The organism is Egicoccus sp. AB-alg2, assembly GCF_041821065.1.
Classification (GTDB): domain Bacteria; phylum Actinomycetota; class Nitriliruptoria; order Nitriliruptorales; family Nitriliruptoraceae; genus Egicoccus.
Window position 1 is genome coordinate 461,510 of record NZ_JBGUAX010000004.1, and the last position, 20,898, is coordinate 482,407.

Sequence of the window (20,898 nt, forward strand, 5' to 3'; positions counted from 1 at the left end):
CTTCCGCTGCACGTCCCGTCCCTCCCGCTCGAATTCCGGAGTTGTCCCTCGTGAGGATCCTCGTTGCCGACCCGCTGGCCGAGGCCGGCGTCGCCGCGCTCGCCGAGCAGCACGACGTCGACGTCAAGACCGGGCTGTCCAAGGACGAACTGCTCGAGATCGTCGGCGCCTACGACGCCGTCGTCGTTCGTTCCCAGACCACCATCGACGCCGACGTCTTCGCCGCGGCGACGAACCTGAAGGTCGTCGCGCGCGCCGGGGTCGGACTGGACAACGTCGACGTCGAGGCCGCCACCAGGCACGGCGTGATCGTCTGCAACGCGCCGCAGTCCAACATCGTGTCGGCCGCCGAGCACACCGTCGCGCTGCTGCTGTCGCTGGCCCGCAACATCCCCCAGGCCCACGCCGCGCTGGTGGAGGGCAAGTGGGAACGCTCGAAGTGGTCGGGCACGGAACTGCACGACAAGACCCTGGGGGTCCTCGGGCTGGGCCGGATCGGCACGCTCGTGGCCCAGCGTTGCCACGCCTTCGGCATGCGCCTGGTCGCCTACGACCCCTTCGTCGCGCCCGAGCGCGCCGCCCGCCTGGGCGTCGAGTTGGTCGAGACGGTCGACGAGGTGCTGCGACGGGCCGACTTCATCACCGTCCACCTGCCCAAGACCCCGGAGACGGTCGGTCTGCTGGACGCCGAACGGCTGAAGCTGATGAAGCCGACCGCCCGGCTGCTCAACGTCGCCCGGGGCGGGATCGTGGACGAGCAGGCGCTAGCCGACGCGCTGCGCGACGGCGTCATCGCCGGCGCCGCGATCGACGTTTTCGCGTCCGAGCCGACCACGGCTTCGCCGCTGTTCGGGCTGGCGAACGCGGTCGTGACCCCGCACCTCGGCGCGTCCACCGAGGAGGCGCAGGACAAGGCCGGCACCCAGGTGGCCGACTACGTCAACCTGGCGCTGGCCGGTGAGTTCGTGCCCTCGGCCGTCAACGTCCAGGGCGGTCCGGTCGACGAGGACGTCAAGCCGTTCCTGCCACTGGGCGAGAAGCTGGGTCGCCTGCTGACCGCGCTCACGGACAACGGCCTGGCCGGTGACGTCACGGTGGAGTATTGCGGCCAGCTCGCCGACCACGATGCCCGCGTCGTCGGACTCAGCGTGCTGAAGGGCATGCTCTCGGCCGTCGCCAGCGAGCCCGTCACCTACGTCAACGCGCCGCTGCTGGCGGACGAGCGGGGCCTGCGCGTGCGTGAGATCTCCGATCCGCACTCCGAGGACTACGTCTCGCTGCTGCGGGTGTCCGGGGCGACCCGCGACGGCTCCGCCATCCGGGTGGCGGGCACACTGCTGCATCCCGGCGCGCGCGAACGTCTCGTCGAGGTCTGGAACACGCCGGTCGACGTCGAGCCGGCCGCGCACATGGCGTTCTTCCGCTACGAGGACCGGCCCGGCGTCGTCGGCACCGTGGGGACCGGCTTCGGCGAGGCCGGCGTCAACATCGCCGCCGCCCAGGTGGGTCGCGCGGAGGCCGGTGGCGAGGCCATCATGGCCCTGTCGCTCGACGACGCCGTGCCGCGCGACGTGCTCGAACACATCACGACACAGATCGGCGCCAGCGAGGGTCGGGGGATCTCCCTCTAGCCCGAGGTGCCGGCGGGACGCCACGAGGTGACCATGCCGCCCGACCGCCGCCGATGGATCCACCGGCTCCTGCCCTGGCCACGGCGGCGGTTCGTGCTCGCGCTCGACCTCTCGCGGCCCGTCACCGACGGCGCGCCCGGCAGCCCCGTCGCCCGCATGGCCGGCGCCCGCGGGCCGTCGTTGCGGGAGGTCGTCGCCGCGCTCGAGGAGGCCGCCCGCGACCGGCGCGTCGGCGCGCTGGTCGCCCGGGTCGACGCCCCCGCCGACAGCTGGGCACACGCACAGGAACTGGCCGGCGCCGTCCGGGCGTTCCGCGCCAGCGGCAAGCCGACGTTCGCGCACGCCCAGACCTTCAGCGAGGCCGGGGACGCCGTGCTGGCGTACCTCGTCGCCTCCGCCTTCGAGGAGGTCCACCTCCAGCCGACCGGCGAGGTCGGCGTCGTGGGGGTCGGCGTCGTGCAGCCCTTCGTCGCCGATCTGCTCGACAAGCTCGGCGTCGTCCCCCAGCTCGACCATCGCCACGAGTTCAAGACCGCCAAGAACCTGCTCACCGAACGGGCCTTCACCGAGGCCCACCGGGAAGCCGCCGACCGCATCGTGGCGAACCTGCAGGAGCAACTGCTCGACGCGGTGGTGGGTGGACGGGGCCTCGCCCGCGACCGGGCGGCCGAGCTTGTCGACCGTGCACCATTGCTGGCCGAGGAGGCGCGCGACCACCACCTCGTCGACCGCCTCGCCTATCGCGACCAGACCATGGCGGCCGCCTTCGCGCGGGTCGGGCCGCAGGCACGGCTGCTGACGCTGCGCCAGTACGTCGCCCTGCTGCGGCGACGTCAGCGCCCCGACCAGCCGACGGTCGCGCTGATCCATGGTCGCGGCGCCATCCAGGTCGGTCGCGGCCGGCCGTCGCCGCTCGGACCGGTCATGGGCGCCGACACGGTCGTGACGGCCTTCCAGCAGGCCGTCCGCGACCAGCGGGTCCGTGCGATCGTCTTCCGCGTGGACAGCGGCGGCGGCTCCGCGGTCGCCAGCGACGCCATCCGGCGGGCCGTCGCCTACGCCCGCGAGGCCGGGACCCCGGTCGTGGTGTCGATGGGCAGCCTCGCCGGGTCCGGTGGCTACTGGATCGCGATGGACGCCGACCGCATCCTGGCCTCGCCCGCGACGCTGACCGGCTCCATCGGCGTGGTGTACGGCAAGCTCGTGGCCCGCGAGCTGCGGCACAAGGTCGGGATCACCACCGACGAGGTGCACCGGGGCGCGAACGCGCTGATGTTCTCCAGCGACCAGCCGTTCACCGACGCGCAGTGGGATCAGGTCGGGCAACTGCTCGACCGGGTCTACGACGACTTCGTCGAGCGGGTGGCGGCCGGGCGCGGGCTGCCACGCGAGCAGGTGCAGCAGATCGCGCGCGGCCGGGTGTGGACCGGTGCCGACGCCCGCCAGCGAGGCCTGGTCGACGAGCTCGGCGGCTACCGCGAGGCCTTCGCCGCCGCACGCCGGTTGGCGGGGCTGCCCGCGGACGCGCGGCTACGGGTCCGCGTGCTGCCGCGACTGCCCGCGTCCCACCGTCTGGGGCTGCGCCCGGGCGCCGCCGCCGGGCTACGGGCCGTGCTCGGCCGCCTCGAGGCGACCGTCGACGACCCCGCGGGGGCGCACGCCCGCATGCCCGATTGGGCCGGGCCCGCGGCACGACCGGGCCGGTGACCGCCGAGCGACGACGGGCGTCGGCGGTCAGACGACCGTGCGGCGACGATGGTGTTCCGGCCGGTCCCAGTCGCCGCTGCGCAGCAGTTGCGCGAGCACCTGCACGGCGTCGTGGACGTCGACGTGGCGCACGTACAGCGGCGCGAAGCCGAAGCGCACGAGGTCGGGCGGCCGGTGGTCCGGGATCACGCCCCGGCCGATCAGGGCCTGCGTCAGCGCGTACGCCTCGCGGTGGCGCAGCGAGACCTGCGCGCCGCGGGCGGCCGGGTCGCGCGGCGAGACCACCTCGACCTCGTCACCGCAGTGGGCATCGACCAGCGCGACGAACGTCTCCGTGAGGCTGCGCGCCTTGGCGTCGAGGTCGGCCGGCGAGACGCCCTCGAAGGCCGCCAGCGCCGTGTCCAACGCCGCGGTCGACAGCACGTGCGGGGTGCCGACCTGGAACCGGCGGGCGTCGGCGGCCGGCTCGTAGTCGAGGGCGAACGCGAACGGACGGGCGTGCCCGAACCAGCCACGCACCGGGGTGTCCGCCGCCTCGTGCCAGCGCCGCGCGACGAAGAGGTAGGCCGGCGCCCCGGGCCCGCCGTTGAGGTACTTGTAGGAGCAGCCGACCGCGAAGTCGGCGTCCCAGGCGTGCAGGTCGACCTCGATGGCGCCCGTCGAGTGCGCCAGGTCCCACACCGTGACCGCGCCGACCTCGTGTGCCGCGGCGGTGAGCGCGGCCGCGTCGCGCCGTGCGCCCGTGCGGTAGTCGACCTGCGTCAACGCCAGCACCGCCACGTCGTGGTCGAGCGCCGCCGGGACCTCGTCGGGGGCGACCACGCGCACCTCGAGGTCGCCGCGGACGTGCGCGAGCCCGCCGGCCACGTACACGTCGGTCGGGAAGTTGCCGTCGTCGGTCAGCAGCACCCGCCGCTCCGGCCGCAGGGCGCGGGCCGCGGCCAGGGCCTTGAACAGGTTCACCGAGGTCGAGTCGCCCACCGCCAGTTCGTCCGTGGCGGCGCCGAGCAGCGGTGCCAGCCGGCTGGCGACCCGGGCCGGCAGGTCGACCCAGGCGGCCTCGTTCCAGGACCGGATCAGCCCGACGCCCCATTCCTGCTCGACGACCGTGCGCAGCCGGTCCGCGACCCCGTGTGGCAGGGCTCCGAGCGAGTTGCCGTCGAGGTAGACGACCCCGTCGGGCAGCGCGAACCGGCCTCGCCGGTCCGCGAGCGGGTCCCGATCGTCGCGCATGGCGCAGGCCGCGCGGTCCATGCATCTCCCTTCTCGCGCATCGCAACCCCGGCAACGTAGTGCGAAGCCGCAGGTGAGCGCGGGTCCGGCGCCGGTCCGCGCGGTGGGCACGGGCCGGGTGCCGGCGGGGGGTCCTTGACAAGACACTGACGTCGGTGTCAACTCGTGCCGATCTGAAATTGACGTCGGTGTCAACTCGCATCCACGTCCAGGTCCCCCTCCCTCCCGTCCACCCGTCCCCTCCACCCTCCCGTTCGCCTCGTGAAGGAGCCTGCGTGCGTCTCGCGTTCGTGTTCCCCGGTCAGGGTTCCTACCGGACCGGCTGCCTCGACCCCTGGGACGGCCACCCCGCCCTCGCCATGGTCGACCAGGTGACCGACGCGATCGGCCGCAGTGTGCGTGACCTCGCGACCGACGAGGGGACCGGCGCCCGCACCGCCGATGCCCAGCCCACCATCATGACCGCGTCGCTCGTCGCCTGGAAGGCGCTCACCGACGCCGGTGTGACGCCCGACGTGGTCGCGGGCCACAGCCTGGGAGAGGCCACCGCCGCCATCGCCGCCGGGGCGTTGCCGGTCGCCGACGGGGCCCGTGTCGTCGCCGCTCGCGGCGAGGCGATGGGCCGCGCCTGCGCCGCCAACCCCGGCGGCATGGCCGCGCTGGTCAAGCTCCAGCCGGATGCCGTGCAGGTCCTGGTCGACGAGGACCCGGATCTGGTGATCGCCAACGACAACGCGCCCGGCCAGGTCGTGCTCGCCGGCACGCCGGAGGCCATCGGCCGCATCCGCGATCGCGCCCGTGAGGCCGGTGGCCGGGCCCTGCCCCTGGACGTCGAGGGGGCGTTCCACTCGCCGGCGATGGCGCCGGCCGTGGACGCCCTGGCCGCGGCGCTCGCCGACGCCGAGGTGCGCACGCCGGCCCTGCCGCTCGTGACCGGGACCACCACGGAGGTCCTGCGCGACGGCACCGCCATCCGCGACGCGCTGGTCGCGGGTGTGCTGGCCCCGGTCCGGTGGCGCGAACTGCAGGGTCGCCTGGCCGAGCTGGGCGTCACCGACCTCGTCGAGGTCGGGCCCGGCGGCGTGCTGGCCGGGCTCGCCAAGCGCACGGTCCCCGACGTGCGCGTGCACACCGTGGCCACCCCCGAGGACGTCGACGCCGTCGCCGCGCAGTTCGCCGGCGCCCGCGCCTGACCGCCCCCTCGAACCACCGCCTCGTACGACCGGAGCCAACGCGATGATCCCCATCCCTGCCATGTCCGTTCTCACCTCGCCGGTGGACGGCCGGGTGCGCACCCTCGTCGCCGCCGACACGGTCGTGCACCGCGGCGACGTCGTCGCCACGGTCGAGGGCGCCTACGGCCCCGCCGAGGTCCGCGCGTCCTGCAACGGTCGCATCGGTGGCGCCCTGGCCGGGACCCGTCAGGCCGTGTCGGCCGGCGAGGGCGTGCTGTGGGTGCGCCGGTGAGCTGGGTCCCCCGGTCCCAGGTGGCGGGCGCCTCGCCCGTCACGATCGCCGGCTTGGGCGCCTACCTGCCGGAGCGGGTCGTCACCAACGACGACCTGGCCGCCAGCGGGCTGGACACGTCCGACGAGTGGATCCGCTCGCGCACCGGCATCGCCCAGCGGCGCTACGCCGCGGCCGACCAGGCCACCTCCGACCTCGCACTGGAGGCCGGCAAGGCGGCCCTGGCCGACGCGGGTATGGGCACCGACGACGTCGCCGCCGTCATCGTCGCGACCACCACGCCCGACCACGCCGTGCCTGGCACGGCGCCGCTGGTGGCGGCGGCCCTGGGCACCGAGGTCGGTGCCTTCGACGTCAACGCCGCCTGCAGCGGGTTCCTGTACGGGCTGCGGGTCGGTTCGGCGATGGCGCTCGTCGAGGACGCCCCGGTGCTGGTGATCGGCGCGGAGACGCTCAGCCGGATCGTCGACCCCACCGACCGGGGCGTGGCGATCCTCTTCGGCGACGGTGCCGGCGCCGCGGTCCTCGTGCCGGACGCCGCCGGCAGCCTCGGCCCCTTCTCCCTCGGCGCCGACGGCCGCGACCCCTCGATGCTGTGGACCGCGACCGGCGGCACCCGTACCCCCGTCAGCGCCGCCGTCCTGGAGGCCCGCAGCCACTACCTGACCATGCGCGGCGGCGACGTCTACCGCAACGCCGTGGCGCGGATGACCGCCGCCGCCAACGACGTGCTGCAGCGCGCCGGCCGGACCATCGACGACGTCGACCTGTTCGTCGGCCACCAGGCCAACATCCGCATCCTCGACGCGGTCGCCCAGCGTGTGGGCGTCGACCGCGACCGCGTGCACCTCACCGTCGACCAGCACGGGAACACCTCCGCCGCGTCCGTGCCGCTCGCTCTGGCCGACGCCCGCCACCGCGGGCGGCTGCACCCCGGCGACACGGTGCTGCTGACCGCCTTCGGGGCCGGTCTGACCTGGGGTGCCTGCCTGCTGACCTGGAACCCGGACCCGACCAGCGACGAGGGCACCGCATGACCCGTATCGCACTCGTGACCGGCGGCAGCGGCGGCATCGGCGCCGCGATCTGCCGCGCGCTGTCGGCCGACGGCCACCACGTGCTCGTCGGCTACGGCGGCAACGCCGAGGCCGCCGAGAAGGTCGCCGCCGACTGCCAGGGGGACGCCGAGGCCGTCCGGATCGACGTGACCGACGAGGCTTCCGTCGCCGCGGCCGTCCAGCGGGCCACGGAACTCGGCACGCTGGCGGTCGTCGTGAACAACGCCGGCGTGGCCGACGACGACCTGCTGCTGCGCCTCGACCCGGCCCGCTTCGACCGGACCGTCGAGGTCAACCTCCGCGGTGCCTACCTCGTCTCGCGTGCCGCCATGCGCCCGATGCTGCGCGCCCGCTTCGGCCGGATCGTCAGCGTCGCGTCCGTGGTCGCCCTGCGCGGCAACGTCGGCCAGACCGCCTACGCGGCCTCCAAGGCCGGGCTGATCGGCTTCAGCAAGTCGCTCGCCCGCGAGGTCGGCCGCAAGGGCGTGACCGTCAACGTCGTCGCCCCGGGCTTCGTGGCCACCGCGATGACCGACGCGCTCGGCGACGAGGCGCGCGAGGCGCTGCTCGCCCAGGCGCCGACCGGGCGCCCCGTGGAAGCCGACGAGGTGGCCGCCACCGTCGCCTTCCTCGCCTCCGAGGCCGCCGGCTCCATCACCGGCGCCGTCGTCCCCGTCGACGGTGGCGCCGGCATCTGACCGCCGCCCCGTCCCAGACCTCCGGCCCGCCGATCGGGCCGGTGCCCTTCCCGACGTCCGGTCGGGAACCCCGACCCTCCAGGAGGGACCACCCATGAGCCAGGACCTGTTCGCCACCTTCCAGACCGTCCTCGTCGACACCTTCGGTGTCCCGGCCGAGGACGTGACCCCCGACGCGACCTTCGAGGCGCTCGGCCTCGACTCGCTCGACGTCGTCGAACTCACCCTCGTGCTCGAGGAGGAGACCGGCGTGAAGCTCGAGGACGAGGAGCTCGAGGACGTCCGCACCGTGCAGGACGCCATCGACAAGATCACGGAGAAGCAGCAGGCCGCGGCCTGACCTCCGCTCGGGGGCGCGCCGCGACCTGCGCCTCCTCGACGGGGGATCGACCACAGGAGAAGGAGTCCGCGATGAACGCACGACGCAACGTCGTGGTCACCGGCATGGGTCTGGTGACCCCGGCCGGCCGTGGGCTGGCGGACGCCTGGAACGGGGTCCTCGCCGGCAAGGCCGCCGCGGTGGTCGACGAGGAGCTGGCCGCGGCCGGCACCCCGGTGACGATCTGCTGCCGCGTCCCGGCCTACGACGCCGACGCCGAGCTCGGCCGGGGCGCCAAGCGTCGCCTCGACCGCTTCACCCACCTCGGCGTCCTGGCGGCGCGCGAGGCCGTCCAGCACGCCGGCCTGGTGGACGTCGACGACGACCCGGAACGGATCGTCGCGACCGATCCGGACCGGGTCGGCATCCTGCTCGGCTCCGGCATCGGTGGTGCCGAGACCTGGGCCGACGAGTACCCGCGCTTCCTCGAGAAGGGCCCCAACCGGGCCAGCCCGATGTTCATCCCGAAGATGCTGTCGAACACGGCGGCCGGGACGATCGCGATCCGCACGGGCGCACGCGGGCCGAACATGACCGTGAACACCGCCTGCGCGGCAGGCGCCTCGGCGATCCACGTCGCCCGCGACCTGATCCGCTCGGGTGTCGCCGACGTCGTGCTCGCCGGCGGCGTCGAGGCCGGCATCACCGCCCTGTCCATCAGCGCGTTCGCGCAGATGGGCGCGCTGTCGCGCAACGGCGACCCGGCGGCCGCGTCGCGTCCGTTCGACGTCGACCGTGACGGCTTCGTGATGGGGGAGGGCGCCGGCGTCCTCGTCCTGGAGTCGGAGGAGCACGCCCGGGGCCGCGGCGCCGCACCGCTGGCGGTCGTGGCCGGTGCCGGGGCGTCCGCGGACGCGTTCCACGCGACCGCGCCACCGGAGGACGGTGGCGGCGCCGTCCTGGCCATCCAGCGCGCCGTCGAGGACGCCGGGATCGACCCCACCTCGATCGCGCACCTCAACGCACACGGCACCTCGACCCCGCTCAACGACGTCGCCGAGGCCCGCGCGCTGCGCAAGGTGTTCGGCGACCACACCGATGACCTGGTGGTGACCTCGACCAAGGGCGTGACGGGCCACCTGCTCGGCGCGGCCGGCGCCGTGGAGGCCATCTTCGCGATCCAGGCCATGCGCGAGGGGCTCGTGCCCCCGACCGCCAACCTGACCACGCAGGACCCCGACATCGCACTCGACGTCGTCGCGGGCGAACCCCGCGCCGTGACGTTCGAGGCGGCGCTGTCCACCTCCATGGGCTTCGGCGGCCAGAACGCCGCCCTGGTCCTCACCCGCGCCTGACCGGCCGTGGCCGGCGGCCGACCTCGGCCCCGGCCCGGCCCCCGAACACCGCGACTGCGAGGTTCTCCGTGACCGACACCCTCCACATCGAGACCCCGGCGCTCGACCCGACCGCCCTGCAGCCGGGCGACGGCGCCCGGGTGCGGCTGTCCCGCCTGCTCGACCGCGACAGCTTCGTCGAGCTGGGATCGCAGCGGCAGCACCGCGCGAACCAGTTCGGGCTGGACAAGCGCCGTCCCGACACCGACGGGGTGGTGGCCGGCACGGGCGCGATCGGCGGCCGGCCCGTCAACGTCTACGCCCAGGACCGGCGGGTGCTCGGCGGCTCGCTCGGTGAGGCCCACGCCGACAAGATCGCGCGGACGATCCAGCAGGCCGGGCGCGGTGGCGTGCCGGTGGTCGGCATCAACGACTCCGGTGGCGCCCGCATCCAGGAGGGCGTGGCCGCCCTCGACGGCTACGGACAGGTCTTCCGCGCCAACGTCGCGGCCTCCGGCCGGGTGCCGCAGATCGCGCTCATCCTCGGCCCCTGCGCCGGCGGCGCGGTGTATTCGCCCGCGCTGATGGACTTCACGGTCATGACCGACGAGGCCTACATGTTCCTCACCGGTCCCCGGGTCGTGAAGGCCGTCACCGGCGAGGACGTCGACGCCCGCTCGCTGGGCGGCCCCGAGGTGCACGGCGAGCGCTCGGGCTGTGCCCACTTCGTCGTCGACGACGACCGGGCAGCGTTCGAACTGACGCGCGATCTGCTGGGCTACCTGCCCGCGTCGTCGTCCGCGCCACTGCCCGAGGTCGCGCCCGAGCCGCCCGCGTCGGTCGACCTGCGGGACATCGTCCCGGTCGACGGTCGCGAGCCCTATGACGTCCGCGACGTCATCAGCGGCGTCGTCGACGGTGGCCGCTTCCTCGAGGTGCAGGAGCACTGGGCCCGCAACCTCGTCGTGGGCTTCGCCCGGATCGACGGCCGCACCGTCGGGATCGTCGCCAACCAGGCCAAGTGGCTGGCCGGCGTCCTCGACCTGACGGCCAGCGAGAAGGGCGCCCGGTTCGTGCGCTTCTGCGACGCGTTCGGGATCCCGCTGGTCGTCATGGTCGACGTGCCGGGCTTCCTCCCCGGCACCGCCCAGGAGAACGGCGGGGTGATCCGCAAGGGCGCGAAGCTGCTGCACGCCTTCGCGTCGGCGACCGTGCCGCGCGTGTCGGTCGTCCTGCGCAAGGCCTTCGGCGGCGCCTACATCGTGATGAACTCGCGCAGCCTCGGTGCCGACGCGGTGCTCGCCTGGCCCGACGCCGAGCTGGCCGTCATGGGCGCCGAAGGCGCGGCGGACATCATCTTCCGCCGGCAGCTCGACGCCGAGCCCGACCGGCGTGACGATCTCGTCGAGCAATACCGCTCGGACGCCATGCACGTCGACCTGGCCGCCCGCCGCGGCAGCGTCGACGAGATCGTCGCCCCCCACGAGACCCGTGACGCGCTGGTCGGGATCCTGCGGTCGCTGAAGGGCGCCCGCCAACCGATGTTCGTCCACGACAACCTGCCGCAATGACCGCACCGCTGCCCGTACCGCAGCCGCCGGAGGCGGCCATGAGCGACGCGCCCCGCACCGTGGCTCCCATGGTTCCCGGGGCGCGCTCGTTGGTGCGGTTGAGCCTGAGACCGGTCCTCAAGCTGTGGCTGCGCCTGCAGGTCGAGGGCGTCGAGCACGTCCCCGACGACGGGCCGGTCCTGGTCGCCTCGACGCACCAGTCGCACGCCGACTCGGTGGCGCTCGGGGTGGCGATCGAGCGGCCCATCCACTTCCTCGGGGACGTGCGCCTGACCCACTGGCCGTTGCTCGGCCCGCTGCTGCCGAAGCTGGGCATGGTGCCGCTGCGCCGCGGCGAGGCCGACGCCGCCGCGATGGACGTCCTGCGGGACCTGCTCGCCGACGGCCGCGCCGTCGCCGTCTACCCGGAGGGCTCGCGCAGCCGCGACGGCAAGGTCCATCGGCTGCGTAGCGGGCTGGCGCGGCTGGCAGCCGAGGCCCAGGCGCCCGTGGTGCCGGCCGCGGTGGCGGGCATCTACGACGTGTGGCCGATCAACGCCCGCCCGCGGCCGCTCGGCGGCAAGGTGACCGTGCGGTTCGGTCCGGCGTTGGCGCCGCCCGAGGACACGCCTCGCTCGCGGCGCCAGTTCAACGACCGGCTCCAACGGATCCTGGCCGAGCTCGGCCGGACCGAGTGCGCCGACGACTTCTCCCCGTTCGGGGGCGGTGACGTGTGAGTGCCACGGACGCGCCGTTCACCCTCGCCGCCGGCTGCGACGTGGTCGACGTGAGCCGCCTCTCCGCCGTCATCGATCGCCGCGACGGCTTCGTCGCCCGCGTGTTCACCGCCCGCGAGGTCGCCGACGCGCGCCGCGGCGGCGCCGTGGCGGGCTCCGACGTCGAGCGCGCGCGGCTCGCGGCGCGCTTCGCGGCCAAGGAGGCCACCCGCAAGGCCCTCGGGAACCTGCGCCTGCCCTTCCACGCCGTCGAGGTCCGCACCGCGCCGTCGGGGGCCCCCGAGCTGTTCGTCCACGGCGAGCGCAGCGGGCTGACCTGCTCGCTGTCGCACGACGGCGGCGTGGCCATGGCCGTCGTCGTCGGCCCCCGCGCGGGCTGAGCCCCATCGGCGCCCGCGGCGGCGCCGCACCGACCACCACCCGTCACGACCCACGACCGCGAGGAAGACACCCATGCTGCTCGACGGCAAGAAGCTGCTCATCACCGGGGTCCTGGACCCACGCTCGATCGCGTTCGCCGTGGCCGACACCGCGCTGTCCCAGGGCGCCGAGGTCGTGCTCACCGGCTTCGGCCGCACCCGCCGGCTCACCGAGCGCTCCGCCGGCAGGCTGTCGGGCGACGTCGAGGTGCTCGAGCTCGACGCCACCAGCGACGAGGACGTCGCCGCCGTCGCGCAGGACCTCCAGAGCCGTTGGGGCCGGCTCGACGGCCTCCTGCACGCGATCGGGTTCGCGCCCGCCAGCTGTCTCGGTGGCGGCTTCCTCGACGCGCCGTGGGAGGACGTCGCGACCGCGCTACGGGTCTCCACCTACTCGTACGCGGCGCTGGGTCGCGGCTTCGCCGACCTGCTGGCGGCCGCGGACGGCGCGTCCGTCGTCGGCCTCGACTTCGACGCACAGGTCGCGTGGCCCGGCTACGACTGGATGGGGGTCGCCAAGGCCGGCCTGGAGTCCGCCAACCGCTACCTCGCCCGCGAGCTCGGCCCACGCGGCGTGCGGGTCAACCTCGTCGCCGCAGGTCCGCTGAACACCATGGCGGCCCGCTCGATCGACGGTTTCGGCGAGTTCGAGACCGTGTGGAAGGAGCGCGCGCCGCTGGGCTGGGACCTGGGCGACCCGAAGCCCGTGGCCCGCACCGTGTGCGCCTTGCTGTCGGACTGGACCCCCGGGATCACGGGCGAGATCGTCCACGTCGACGGCGGAGTCCACGCCATGGGCGCGGGCGTGCCCTCGGCCTGAACGCGTCATTCCTTGGCGGTAGCTGAAGGGCAAGCGCCTTTCGGGCCGAGCGGTCCCCGGTCGCCCGACCAGGGCGTACCGCCGGTCGGGCGGAAAAGGGGTGGATCGTCCCTGACGGCCAGGCCGTCGGGGCCGCTGTGCGTGCCGCGACGTCCGAAACTGCTGCCACCGACCGGACACCAGTGGAGGACGGACTCATGGGCGGACTCGCCATCCTGTTGCTCATCCTGGCGCTGATCGTCGGCGGCATCGGCCTCTTCGTCGAGGCGCTGTGGTGGCTGCTGATCATCGCCGTCGTGCTCGCCGTCGTCGGCTTCATCTCGGGCCGCGGCCGCGGTTCACGCGTCTAGCGCCCCCGACGACACGTCGACGACGCCGCGGCCTCCGGCCGCGGCGTCGTGTCGTGCTGGCTGCCGGTCAGGCCTCCGCGGGCTCGCTCGCCTTGACCGCGAGGACCGGGCAGTCGGCCTGCAGCAGGATGTCCTGGGCGTTGCTGCCGAGCACCAGCTTGCCGACGGGGGAGCGGCGGCGGAGGCCGATGACGATCAGGTCGGCGTCCTCGTCCTTGGCGACCTGCAGCAGGTCCTCGTCGGGGGCGTTGCCGCGGACGTACTCGCGCAGGCGGTAGCGCACCCCCTCGCTGGCCAGCTGCTGTTCGAGGCGCTCGAACTCCTCGCGGTAGGCGACGATCTCCGCCTCGTTCTCCCGGGGGCCGCCGCGGAACGAGTGCACCACCAGCAGTTCGGCGTCCCGCAGCCGGGCCTCCTCGACGGCCCGCTGCAACGCGGCGCGGCCCTCGGGCGACCGTAGGAATCCGACGACGATGCGCATTGCGTGTCTCCTCCCATGACCCGCCGATCGGGCCGGCGGCATGCTAGTGCCGCGCCAGCCCCTCGACCCCGCTTCGGCCCACCCACACGGTCGTGCGCCGCACGCCCCGTCGGCGAAGGTGCCGCCTCGCGCACCGCGGACTAGGGTTGCCGCCCACACGGCTCGGCCCGAGGCGTGTGACCGGGACGAGGGTGCGGCGACCCCGCGCGCGTCCCGGTGGAGCGGTCACTGCGAGCGCTGCCCCGTTGGGGCAGGATTTGCGGTGAGGCGGGCGTGCCAGGGAGGACGCGGCACCCCGTTGTAGGCCAGGGCGTCGCCGGGCACCCCGTGCGCCGCCCCGACGAGAGCGAGGAGTGGGCACGTGGCCGACGCTGCCATCGATCCCCGGGAGCTGCTACCTCCCGACGAACCGGTGCACCTGCTGGACCCGGACGGGACCTACCACGAGGATCCGGACCACCCGATCGACCTCGACGACGCCGGGCTGCGCGAGCTGTACCGGCTGATGGTCGTCACCCGGAAGGTCGACCGCGAGGCGATCAACCTGCAACGCCAGGGCCAGCTGGGCGTCTACGCGTCCTGCATGGGCCAGGAAGCGGCCCAGGTCGGCTCCGCGTACGCGCTGGCCGACGAGGACTGGATCTTCCCGTCGTACCGCGAGCTCGGTGCGGCGCTGGTGCGCCAGGTCGACGCGGCCGGGCTGCTGCACCTCTACCGCGGCACGTGGCTCAGCGACCACGACCCGTACAAGCACCACTTCGGCCTGATGTCGATCCCGATCGGCACGCAGGCCCTGCACGCCACCGGGTTCGCCATGGGCGCCCGGCTCGACAACAACCCGATCGTCACGATGACGTACTTCGGTGACGGCGGCACGTCCGAGGGCGACCCGCACGAGGCGATGACGTTCGCCGGGGTGACCAAGGCGCCGGTGATCTTCTTCGTGCAGAACAACCAGTACGCCATCTCGGTGCCGCTGGAGAAGCAGACCGCGGCCCCGACGCTGGCCCACAAGGGCGTCGGCTACGGCATCCCGGGCCGGCGCTGCGACGGCAACGACGTGCTGGCGACCTACGCGGTCACCAAGAAGGCGGTCGAGCGTGCCCGCCGCGGCGAGGGCCCGACCTTCATCGAGGCGCTCACCTACCGGATGGAGGCCCACACGACCTCCGACGACCCGTCGCGCTACCGCACGCAGGCGGAGCTCGACGAGGCCGCCAAGACCGACCCCATCGCGCGGATGCGCAACTACCTGCAGCAGCGCGACCTGTACGACGCGGAGCTCGAGCAGGCCATCGAGGACCAGGCCAAGGAGGTCGCCTCCTACGTGCGCGGCGGCATCTACGACGCGCCGCATGGCGACCCGATGGAGCTGTTCGAGCACGTGTACGTGGACCCCACCGGGCACTTCGACGGCCAGCGCGAGCAGCTGCGGGCCGAGCTCGACGCTCGCGGGGAGGGCTGACGATGGCGGTCACACTGGCACAGGCGATCAACCAGGCGCTGCACGACGCGATGGCCGAGGACGAGCGCGTGCTCGTCTTCGGCGAGGACGTCGGCAAGCTCGGCGGCGTCTTCCGCGTCACGGACAAGCTGCAGGAGACGTTCAGCGAGGACCGCTGCTTCGACACCCCGCTGGCCGAGTCCGGCATCATCGGCACCGCCATCGGGCTGGCCATGTACGGCTTCCGGCCGGTACCGGAGATGCAGTTCGACGGCTTCACCTATCCGGCCTTCGAGCAGATCGTCAGCCACCTGGCGAAGATGCCCAACCGCTCGCGCGGGAGGGTCAAGCTGCCCGTCACGATCCGGATCCCCTACGGCGGTGGTATCGGCGCGGTCGAGCACCACTCGGAGTCGCCCGAGGCGTACTGGGCCCACACGGCCGGCCTGAAGGTCTTCACGCCGGGCACGCCCGAGGACGCGTACTCGATGATGCGGGCCGCCATCGCGATGGACGACCCGGTCGTCTTCCTGGAACCCAAGCGGCGCTACTGGATGAAGTCCGACACGGCGCTGCCGGTGCAGACCGAGGCGCCGCACCAGGCGGTGGTCCGGCGCGAGGGCACCGACGTGACGGTGTTCTGTTACGGGCCCATGGTGCGCACCGCGCTGGAGGCGGCCGAGGCCGCCGCCGACGAGGGATGGTCGCTGGAGGTCGTCGACCTGCGCTCGCTCAACCCCCTCGACGCCCCCACGATCGTGGCGTCGGTGCAGCGCACCGGCCGGGCCATCGTGGTCCACGAGGCGGCGCAGACGCTGGGCATGGGCGCGGAGATCGCGGCCCGGGTGCAGGAGCACGCGTTCTACCACCTCGAGGCACCGGTGCTGCGGGCGACGGGCTACGACACGCCCTACCCGCCGGCCAAGCTCGAGGAGTACTGGCTGCCCGACGTCGACCGCATCCTCGACCTCGTCGAGCGGTCCCTCGCGTACTGAGAACGATCGTTGACGACGTGCCGGCTGCTCCTCCCGTCCCGGGGGGAGCGCCGCGGCCGCCTTCTCGGTGGTGGCGGGGCGGCACGCTCGGCTGTGGCGCCCGGGAGCGGCGCCGATGGAGGCTGACAGACACATGGCGGACGTGAAGGACTTCAAGCTGCCCGACCTCGGCGAGGGGCTCGAGGAGGGCGAGATCGTCGAGTGGCACGTCCAGGTCGGCGACGTGATCGAGCTCAACCAGACGGTCGCGTCGGTGGAGACCGCGAAGGCGGTCGTGGACGTGCCCTCGCCCTTCGCCGGCCGGGTCGTGGAGAAGGTGGGCGACGTCGGCGAGGCCCTGCAGGTGGGCACGGTGTTCCTGCGCATCGATGTGCAGGTCGAAGGTGGCGCCGTCGTCGAGGACGGCGCCGAGCCGTTGCCGGCCACCGAGGCCTCGCCCGCGCAGGGCGGGTTCGAGGCCGGGGCCGCCGCGGCCGCCAAGTCGGTCGAGGAGACCGCCGGACTCTACGGCGAGGTGCACGAGGGCGAGGCCGGGCGCAAGTCGACCGGCCTGGACGCCGACGAGGAGCCCCAGCCGCTGGTCGGCTACGGGCAGGGCAAGTCCGGCGCGCGCCGGCGGCGTCGCGGCGGGGCCGGGAACGGCGGCGGCAACGGTCAGGTCACGGCCGCGCCGGTCAAGCCGCTGGCCAAGCCGCCGGTGCGCAAGCTGGCCAAGGACCTCGGCATCGACCTCGCGGACCTCGCGCCCGGCTCGGGACCCGGCGGCGTGATCACCCGCGACGACGTCCTCAACTCCAGGTCGGACGATCTCGCTTCGCTCGGTCGTCCTCCCGCGGCTGCCGGCGCTGGGGCGCCGGACACCGCCGCAGTTCGAACTGCCGCCGTCGGCACGCAGCAGGTGCCGGCCACCGACCCGTTCGCCGGGTTCGCGGCAGGTGGCGAGAAGGTCGTCCCGGGGTTCCGTGGGCGCACGCCGGGCGAGGTCGAGCCGATCCGCGGCATCCGCAAGCGGATCGTGGAGAAGATGGAGGTCTCCCGCAGCGAGATCCCCGAGGCGACCTGCACGAAGTGGGCCGACCTCACCGAGCTGTGGGAGCTGCGCAAGGACCTCACCGAACAGGCCCGCGCCGACGGCTTCGACGTGAAGATCACGCCGTTCGCGCTGATCCTGCGGGCCGTCGTGCTCGGCCTGCGGCGCTTCCCGACGCTGAACGGGATGATCGACCGCGACGCCGGCGAGATCCGGCTCCACGAGCACGTCAACCTCGGCTTCGCGGCCGACACGGACCGCGGCCTGATCGTGCCCAACATCAAGGACGCGCACACGAAGTCGACGCTGCAGATCGCGGCCGAGCTCAACCGCCTGGCCACCGCGGCCCGGGACGGCAGCATCGGCGCCGGCGAGCTGACGGGCGGCACCTTCACCGTGTCCAACTACGGCGCCTTCGGCAACGACGACGGCAACCCGATCATCAACCACCCCGAGGGCGCGATCCTGGGCATCGGTGCCATCGAGGAACGCCCGTGGGCAGTCGACGGCGCGCTGGCCGTCCGACGCACCGGCAAGTTCTCGCTGGTGTTCGACCACCGGATCAGCGACGGCGGCGAGGCGGGCCGGTTCGTGACCTACGTCGCGAGCCTGTGCGAGAACCCCGCCCGCATCCTGCTGCACAGCTGAGGAGGCCGGATCGTGCATGACATCGTCGTCGTCGGTGGCGGCCCCGGGGGCTATGCCACCGCCTTCCGCGCCGCCGCCCGCGGGCTGGACGTCGCCCTCGTCGAGGCCGACAAGGTCGGCGGGACCTGCCTGCACCGCGGCTGCATTCCTTCCAAGGCCGTCCTGCACGTCGCCGAGGTCCTCGAGGAGGTCCACCGCGCCGACGTGCTGGGGCTGAGGGTCACGTTCGACGGCCTGGACGGCGACGCCCTCGCCGCGTTCCGCGAGAACGTGATCACCCGCATGTTCAAGGGCCTGGACTTCCTGGTGTCCAAGCGGACCACCCGGCACGAGGGCCGCGGCCGGCTCGTCCGCGGCGACGACGGCCGCGTCGAGGTCGAGGTCACCGCGCACGACGGGAGCACCACGCGCGTGCAGGGCCGCCACGTCGTGATCGCCACCGGCTCGTACGCCCGCGCCCTGCCCGGCGTGGAGGTCGACGGCGAGGTGGTGCAGACCTCCGATCAGGCGCTGTGGTTCACCGAGCCCCCACGGCGCGCCGTCGTGATCGGCGCCGGGGCCATCGGCATGGAGTTCGCCTCCATGTGGCAGCCGATGGGCACCGAGGTCACCGTGGTCGAGGCGCTCGACCGGGTCCTGCCGCTCGAGGACGCCGACTGCTCGGCGGCCGTCGCCAAGGCCTACCGGCAGCGCGGCATCGAGGTGCTGACCGCCGCGCGGGTGCAGTCGGTGGCGCGTGACGGCGACGCCGGCCACGTCGTCGTCGAGGTGGACGGCGAGCGTCGCACGCTGGCCGCCGACCGGATCCTGATCGCCACGGGTCGCGGACCCAACACGGCCGACATCGGCGCCGAGGAACTCGACCTCCTCGACGAGCGCGGCTACGTGGTCACCGACGAGTGGGGCGCCACGGCCGTCGACGGGCTCTGGGCCGTCGGTGACGTGCGGCCGACCCTGGCCCTGGCCCATGCCGCCTTTGCCGAGGGCTTCGCGGTCGCGGACCGCATCGCCGGCGTCGACCGCGCCCAGCCGGTCGACCACACCCAGACGCCGCGCGTGACCTACTGCCACCCCGAGGTGGCCTCGGTCGGGCTGACCGAGGCGCAGGCACGCGAACGTCACGGCGATGCCGTCGCCACGGAGACCTCGTCGCTGCGCCACAACGCCAAGGGCATCCTCGCGGGCTCCGAGGGCTTCGTGAAGATCGTCTACCGCACGGACGGGCCGCCGTCGGGCGCACCCGGGCCGGAGGGCGCCGTCGTCGGCGTCCACGTCGTCGGCCCCCACGCGACCGACCTCATCGCGGAGGCGACCCTGGTGACCGCCTGGGAGGCGCTGCCGTCCGAGCTCGCGGCGATCACGCACGCACACCCGTCGCTGTACGAGGCGATGGGCGAGGCCTTCCAGTCCGCCGCGGGGTTGCCGTTCCACGGTGCCTGACACGGACCCACGGGCCGCGAGACCAGGCGAGTGGGCGTCGCTGGCCGAAGTCCCGTCGCGGCTCGCGTCGGTCCGGGCGGTCGAGTCGCAGCAGGTACCGCCGTTCCTGGCGGCGCTGACCGCCCGGCACCGGGACCACCTCGACCGGGTCGCGACCGCCACGCAGCTCGTCCGGCTCGACCAGCGCAGCGAGGTCCTGGCGGTGGTGCGGGCGGTCCCGGTCACCTGGGACGGCACGGCCGCCGGCGCCCCGGCCGGCGGCGCGGGGGATGGGGTGGATCGGGCGACGACCGCCGCCGAGCAGGGCGACGCGGACACCCTCGCGGTGCTCGACGTGACGGTGGCGGCCGCCGCGCGCGGACGTGGGATCGGTCGCGGGGTGCTGGCGGAGTTGCCGCGACTCGCTGCGCGGCTGGAGCTGTCGCGCCTGCTGGTGCTGGTCCGCCCACACGGCAAGCGGCACCATCCGTTGGTGCCGTTCGCACGTTACGTCGCTGCGACCGACGCGTCGGGACGCCCGCGCGACGGGTGGCTGGCGGCCTGCTGGGAGCAGGGCCTGCACCCCGTCCGCCCGGTGGACCGCTCGCTGCGGGCCCGGGCGCCGGTGCGCGACTGGGAAGGCTGGTATGGCCGCTCGTTCCCGACCTCGGGCCCCTACCTGGTGCCCGGCGCGATCAAACCGGCCGTGATCGAGTTGGAGCGCGACGAGGGCCGCTACCGCGAACCGCACCTGTGGATGGCGCCGGTGGCCGCGCTGGCGCAGCGTCACGTCGAGCCGGCGACGCTGCGCCGCCCGCAGGACGCCTGGCGACGCTCACTCGCCGCCGCCGGGCTGGTGGTCCACGGCCGCCGTCACCGCGAACGCGACTGAGCTCGCACGGCGCCGGCCCGCGTCAGCCCTCGTCGCCCGCCGTGGCCCGTCGCACCAGCGCGTCGGTGACGTCGGCGAGCACCTGGCCGGCGCCGTGGCGTGCCTCGGGGTCCGCCAGCGACGCGCGGGTCAGCCCATCGGAGAGCGCGAGCAGGATCCGGGTGTAGTCGGCCGCTGGCAGTCGCGACTCCGGGACACCGAGCTCGTCGAAGTGGCGGCGCATCATCTCGGTCACCCGCTCGTGGATGATCCGGCGGCGCGCGGCGACGCGGTCGCGGACCTGCTCGTTGCGGGCCGCGTAGAGCAGGAACTCGGTCTCGAGCAGGAACCAGTCCACGTCCACGACGTCCACTTCGGGATCGTCGCCGGTGAACATGGCCGCCCGTTCCTCGGCGGGCCGCTGGAACAGCAGCTCCTCCATGGCGTCGATGGAGGCGTCGATGCGACGGTCGAGCAACTCGAGGAACAGCTCCTCCTTCGAGTCGAAGTTGGAGTACACCGCCCCCTTGGTGTAGCCGGCCGCCTCGGCCACCAGGTCGACCGACGCGGCGTGGTAGCCGCGCTCGGCGAACACACGCGCCGCCGCGTCGAGCAGCTCCTGCCGGGTCCGCGCCCGCTGTTCGTCGCGTCGGCCGGGACGGGTGGTGGTCACCGCGACACCTCCGT

21 protein-coding genes are annotated in these 20,898 nt (G+C 73.9%); 18 read left to right on the forward strand and 3 right to left on the reverse strand.

Going from position 1 to position 20,898, the window contains the following annotated elements; all coding sequences use genetic code 11:
- Window positions 1–50: 50 nt before the first annotated feature.
- Together serA and sppA are read left to right on the forward strand one after the other, a co-directional pair.
- Entirely contained in the window at window positions 51–1,631 is a 1,581-nt protein-coding gene (gene serA / locus ACERM0_RS09725) for a phosphoglycerate dehydrogenase (RefSeq protein ID WP_373678380.1), read from the forward strand.
- 33 nt (window positions 1,632–1,664) lie between these two features.
- Window positions 1,665–3,338, forward strand: a complete 1,674-nt coding sequence (gene sppA, locus ACERM0_RS09730; RefSeq protein ID WP_373678381.1) for a signal peptide peptidase SppA — start codon at window positions 1,665–1,667, stop codon at window positions 3,336–3,338.
- 27 nt (window positions 3,339–3,365) lie between these two features.
- On the opposite strand, the gene kynU is transcribed toward sppA, so the two are convergent.
- A complete protein-coding gene (gene kynU / locus ACERM0_RS09735) occupies window positions 3,366–4,592 on the reverse strand; it encodes a kynureninase (RefSeq protein ID WP_373678382.1) in 1,227 nt (408 codons plus the stop codon).
- Window positions 4,593–4,846: 254 nt separating this feature from the next.
- Between kynU and ACERM0_RS09740 the strand changes: the two genes are divergently transcribed.
- The 11 genes from ACERM0_RS09740 to ACERM0_RS09790 all read left to right on the forward strand — a co-directional run bounded on the left by ACERM0_RS09740 (window position 4,847) and on the right by ACERM0_RS09790 (window position 13,323).
- The gene (locus ACERM0_RS09740) at window positions 4,847–5,764 is read left to right on the forward strand and encodes an ACP S-malonyltransferase (protein ID WP_373678383.1); all 918 of its coding nucleotides are present in this window, start codon (window positions 4,847–4,849) and stop codon (window positions 5,762–5,764) included.
- A 61-nt stretch (window positions 5,765–5,825) separates the two neighbouring features.
- On the forward strand, window positions 5,826–6,038 hold the full coding sequence (locus tag ACERM0_RS09745; RefSeq protein ID WP_373678384.1) for a hypothetical protein: 213 nt from the start codon (window positions 5,826–5,828) through the stop codon (window positions 6,036–6,038).
- Window positions 6,035–7,075, forward strand: a complete 1,041-nt coding sequence (locus ACERM0_RS09750) for a beta-ketoacyl-ACP synthase III (protein ID WP_373678385.1) — start codon at window positions 6,035–6,037, stop codon at window positions 7,073–7,075. Before ACERM0_RS09745 ends, ACERM0_RS09750 begins: the two co-directional genes overlap by 4 nt.
- A complete protein-coding gene (gene fabG / locus ACERM0_RS09755; RefSeq protein ID WP_373678386.1) occupies window positions 7,072–7,794 on the forward strand; it encodes a 3-oxoacyl-ACP reductase FabG in 723 nt (240 codons plus the stop codon). Before ACERM0_RS09750 ends, fabG begins: the two co-directional genes overlap by 4 nt.
- Window positions 7,795–7,888: 94 nt before the next feature.
- Entirely contained in the window at window positions 7,889–8,134 is a 246-nt protein-coding gene (locus ACERM0_RS09760) for an acyl carrier protein (protein ID WP_373678387.1), read from the forward strand.
- A gap of 71 nt (window positions 8,135–8,205) precedes the next feature.
- Complete coding sequence (locus ACERM0_RS09765) at window positions 8,206–9,468, forward strand: beta-ketoacyl synthase (protein ID WP_373678388.1); 1,263 nt, start codon at window positions 8,206–8,208, stop codon at window positions 9,466–9,468.
- A 68-nt stretch (window positions 9,469–9,536) separates the two neighbouring features.
- A complete protein-coding gene (locus ACERM0_RS09770; RefSeq protein ID WP_373678389.1) occupies window positions 9,537–11,018 on the forward strand; it encodes an acyl-CoA carboxylase subunit beta in 1,482 nt (493 codons plus the stop codon).
- Between the two features lie 38 nt (window positions 11,019–11,056).
- Complete coding sequence (locus ACERM0_RS09775) at window positions 11,057–11,734, forward strand: lysophospholipid acyltransferase family protein (protein WP_373678390.1); 678 nt, start codon at window positions 11,057–11,059, stop codon at window positions 11,732–11,734.
- Window positions 11,731–12,114 (forward strand): holo-ACP synthase, encoded by a 384-nt coding sequence (locus tag ACERM0_RS09780; protein WP_373678391.1) that lies wholly within the window; start codon window positions 11,731–11,733, stop codon window positions 12,112–12,114. Before ACERM0_RS09775 ends, ACERM0_RS09780 begins: the two co-directional genes overlap by 4 nt.
- Before the next feature lie 73 nt (window positions 12,115–12,187).
- On the forward strand, window positions 12,188–12,973 hold the full coding sequence (fabI, locus tag ACERM0_RS09785) for an enoyl-ACP reductase FabI (protein WP_373678392.1): 786 nt from the start codon (window positions 12,188–12,190) through the stop codon (window positions 12,971–12,973).
- 197 nt (window positions 12,974–13,170) lie between these two features.
- Window positions 13,171–13,323 carry a hydrophobic protein gene (locus tag ACERM0_RS09790; protein WP_373678393.1) on the forward strand — a complete coding sequence of 51 codons (153 nt, stop codon included), beginning with the start codon at window positions 13,171–13,173 and terminating at the stop codon, window positions 13,321–13,323.
- A gap of 67 nt (window positions 13,324–13,390) precedes the next feature.
- Here the strand turns inward: ACERM0_RS09790 and ACERM0_RS09795 are convergent, their stop codons facing one another.
- Window positions 13,391–13,804, reverse strand: coding sequence for a universal stress protein (locus ACERM0_RS09795; protein ID WP_373678394.1), 414 nt, complete (start codon window positions 13,802–13,804; stop codon window positions 13,391–13,393).
- Window positions 13,805–14,165: 361 nt separating this feature from the next.
- Between ACERM0_RS09795 and pdhA the strand changes: the two genes are divergently transcribed.
- From pdhA to ACERM0_RS09820, 5 genes are all read left to right on the forward strand, one after another.
- On the forward strand, window positions 14,166–15,269 hold the full coding sequence (gene pdhA, locus ACERM0_RS09800) for a pyruvate dehydrogenase (acetyl-transferring) E1 component subunit alpha (protein WP_373678395.1): 1,104 nt from the start codon (window positions 14,166–14,168) through the stop codon (window positions 15,267–15,269).
- A 2-nt stretch (window positions 15,270–15,271) separates the two neighbouring features.
- Window positions 15,272–16,243, forward strand: coding sequence for an alpha-ketoacid dehydrogenase subunit beta (locus tag ACERM0_RS09805; protein WP_373678396.1), 972 nt, complete (start codon window positions 15,272–15,274; stop codon window positions 16,241–16,243).
- A gap of 115 nt (window positions 16,244–16,358) precedes the next feature.
- Window positions 16,359–17,921, forward strand: a complete 1,563-nt coding sequence (locus ACERM0_RS09810; RefSeq protein ID WP_373678397.1) for a dihydrolipoamide acetyltransferase family protein — start codon at window positions 16,359–16,361, stop codon at window positions 17,919–17,921.
- Window positions 17,922–17,933: 12 nt separating this feature from the next.
- Entirely contained in the window at window positions 17,934–19,361 is a 1,428-nt protein-coding gene (gene lpdA, locus ACERM0_RS09815; protein ID WP_373678398.1) for a dihydrolipoyl dehydrogenase, read from the forward strand.
- A complete protein-coding gene (locus tag ACERM0_RS09820; RefSeq protein WP_373678399.1) occupies window positions 19,354–20,232 on the forward strand; it encodes a hypothetical protein in 879 nt (292 codons plus the stop codon). The genes lpdA and ACERM0_RS09820 overlap by 8 nt, the downstream gene beginning before the upstream one ends.
- 22 nt (window positions 20,233–20,254) lie before the next feature.
- Here the strand turns inward: ACERM0_RS09820 and ACERM0_RS09825 are convergent, their stop codons facing one another.
- On the reverse strand, window positions 20,255–20,884 hold the full coding sequence (locus ACERM0_RS09825) for a TetR/AcrR family transcriptional regulator (RefSeq protein ID WP_373678400.1): 630 nt from the start codon (window positions 20,882–20,884) through the stop codon (window positions 20,255–20,257).
- Window positions 20,885–20,898: the final 14 nt, after the last annotated feature.

Excerpts from the sequence above, each read along its gene's own strand:
- sppA (WP_373678381.1), top strand. The coding sequence starts at position 1,665 with ATGCCGCCCGACCGCCGCCGATGGATCCACCGGCTCCTGCCCTGGCCA.
- ACERM0_RS09760 (WP_373678387.1), top strand. The coding sequence starts at position 7,889 with ATGAGCCAGGACCTGTTCGCCACCTTCCAGACCGTCCTCGTCGACACC.
- fabI (WP_373678392.1), top strand. The coding sequence starts at position 12,188 with ATGCTGCTCGACGGCAAGAAGCTGCTCATCACCGGGGTCCTGGACCCA.
- ACERM0_RS09765 (WP_373678388.1), top strand. The coding sequence starts at position 8,206 with ATGAACGCACGACGCAACGTCGTGGTCACCGGCATGGGTCTGGTGACC.
- ACERM0_RS09810 (WP_373678397.1), top strand. The coding sequence starts at position 16,359 with ATGGAGGCTGACAGACACATGGCGGACGTGAAGGACTTCAAGCTGCCC.
- ACERM0_RS09775 (WP_373678390.1), top strand. The coding sequence starts at position 11,057 with ATGAGCGACGCGCCCCGCACCGTGGCTCCCATGGTTCCCGGGGCGCGC.
- ACERM0_RS09795 (WP_373678394.1), bottom strand. The coding sequence starts at position 13,804 with ATGCGCATCGTCGTCGGATTCCTACGGTCGCCCGAGGGCCGCGCCGCG.
- kynU (WP_373678382.1), bottom strand. The coding sequence starts at position 4,592 with ATGGACCGCGCGGCCTGCGCCATGCGCGACGATCGGGACCCGCTCGCG.
- ACERM0_RS09790 (WP_373678393.1), top strand. The coding sequence starts at position 13,171 with ATGGGCGGACTCGCCATCCTGTTGCTCATCCTGGCGCTGATCGTCGGC.
- ACERM0_RS09745 (WP_373678384.1), top strand. The coding sequence starts at position 5,826 with ATGTCCGTTCTCACCTCGCCGGTGGACGGCCGGGTGCGCACCCTCGTC.
- ACERM0_RS09805 (WP_373678396.1), top strand. The coding sequence starts at position 15,272 with ATGGCGGTCACACTGGCACAGGCGATCAACCAGGCGCTGCACGACGCG.
- fabG (WP_373678386.1), top strand. The coding sequence starts at position 7,072 with ATGACCCGTATCGCACTCGTGACCGGCGGCAGCGGCGGCATCGGCGCC.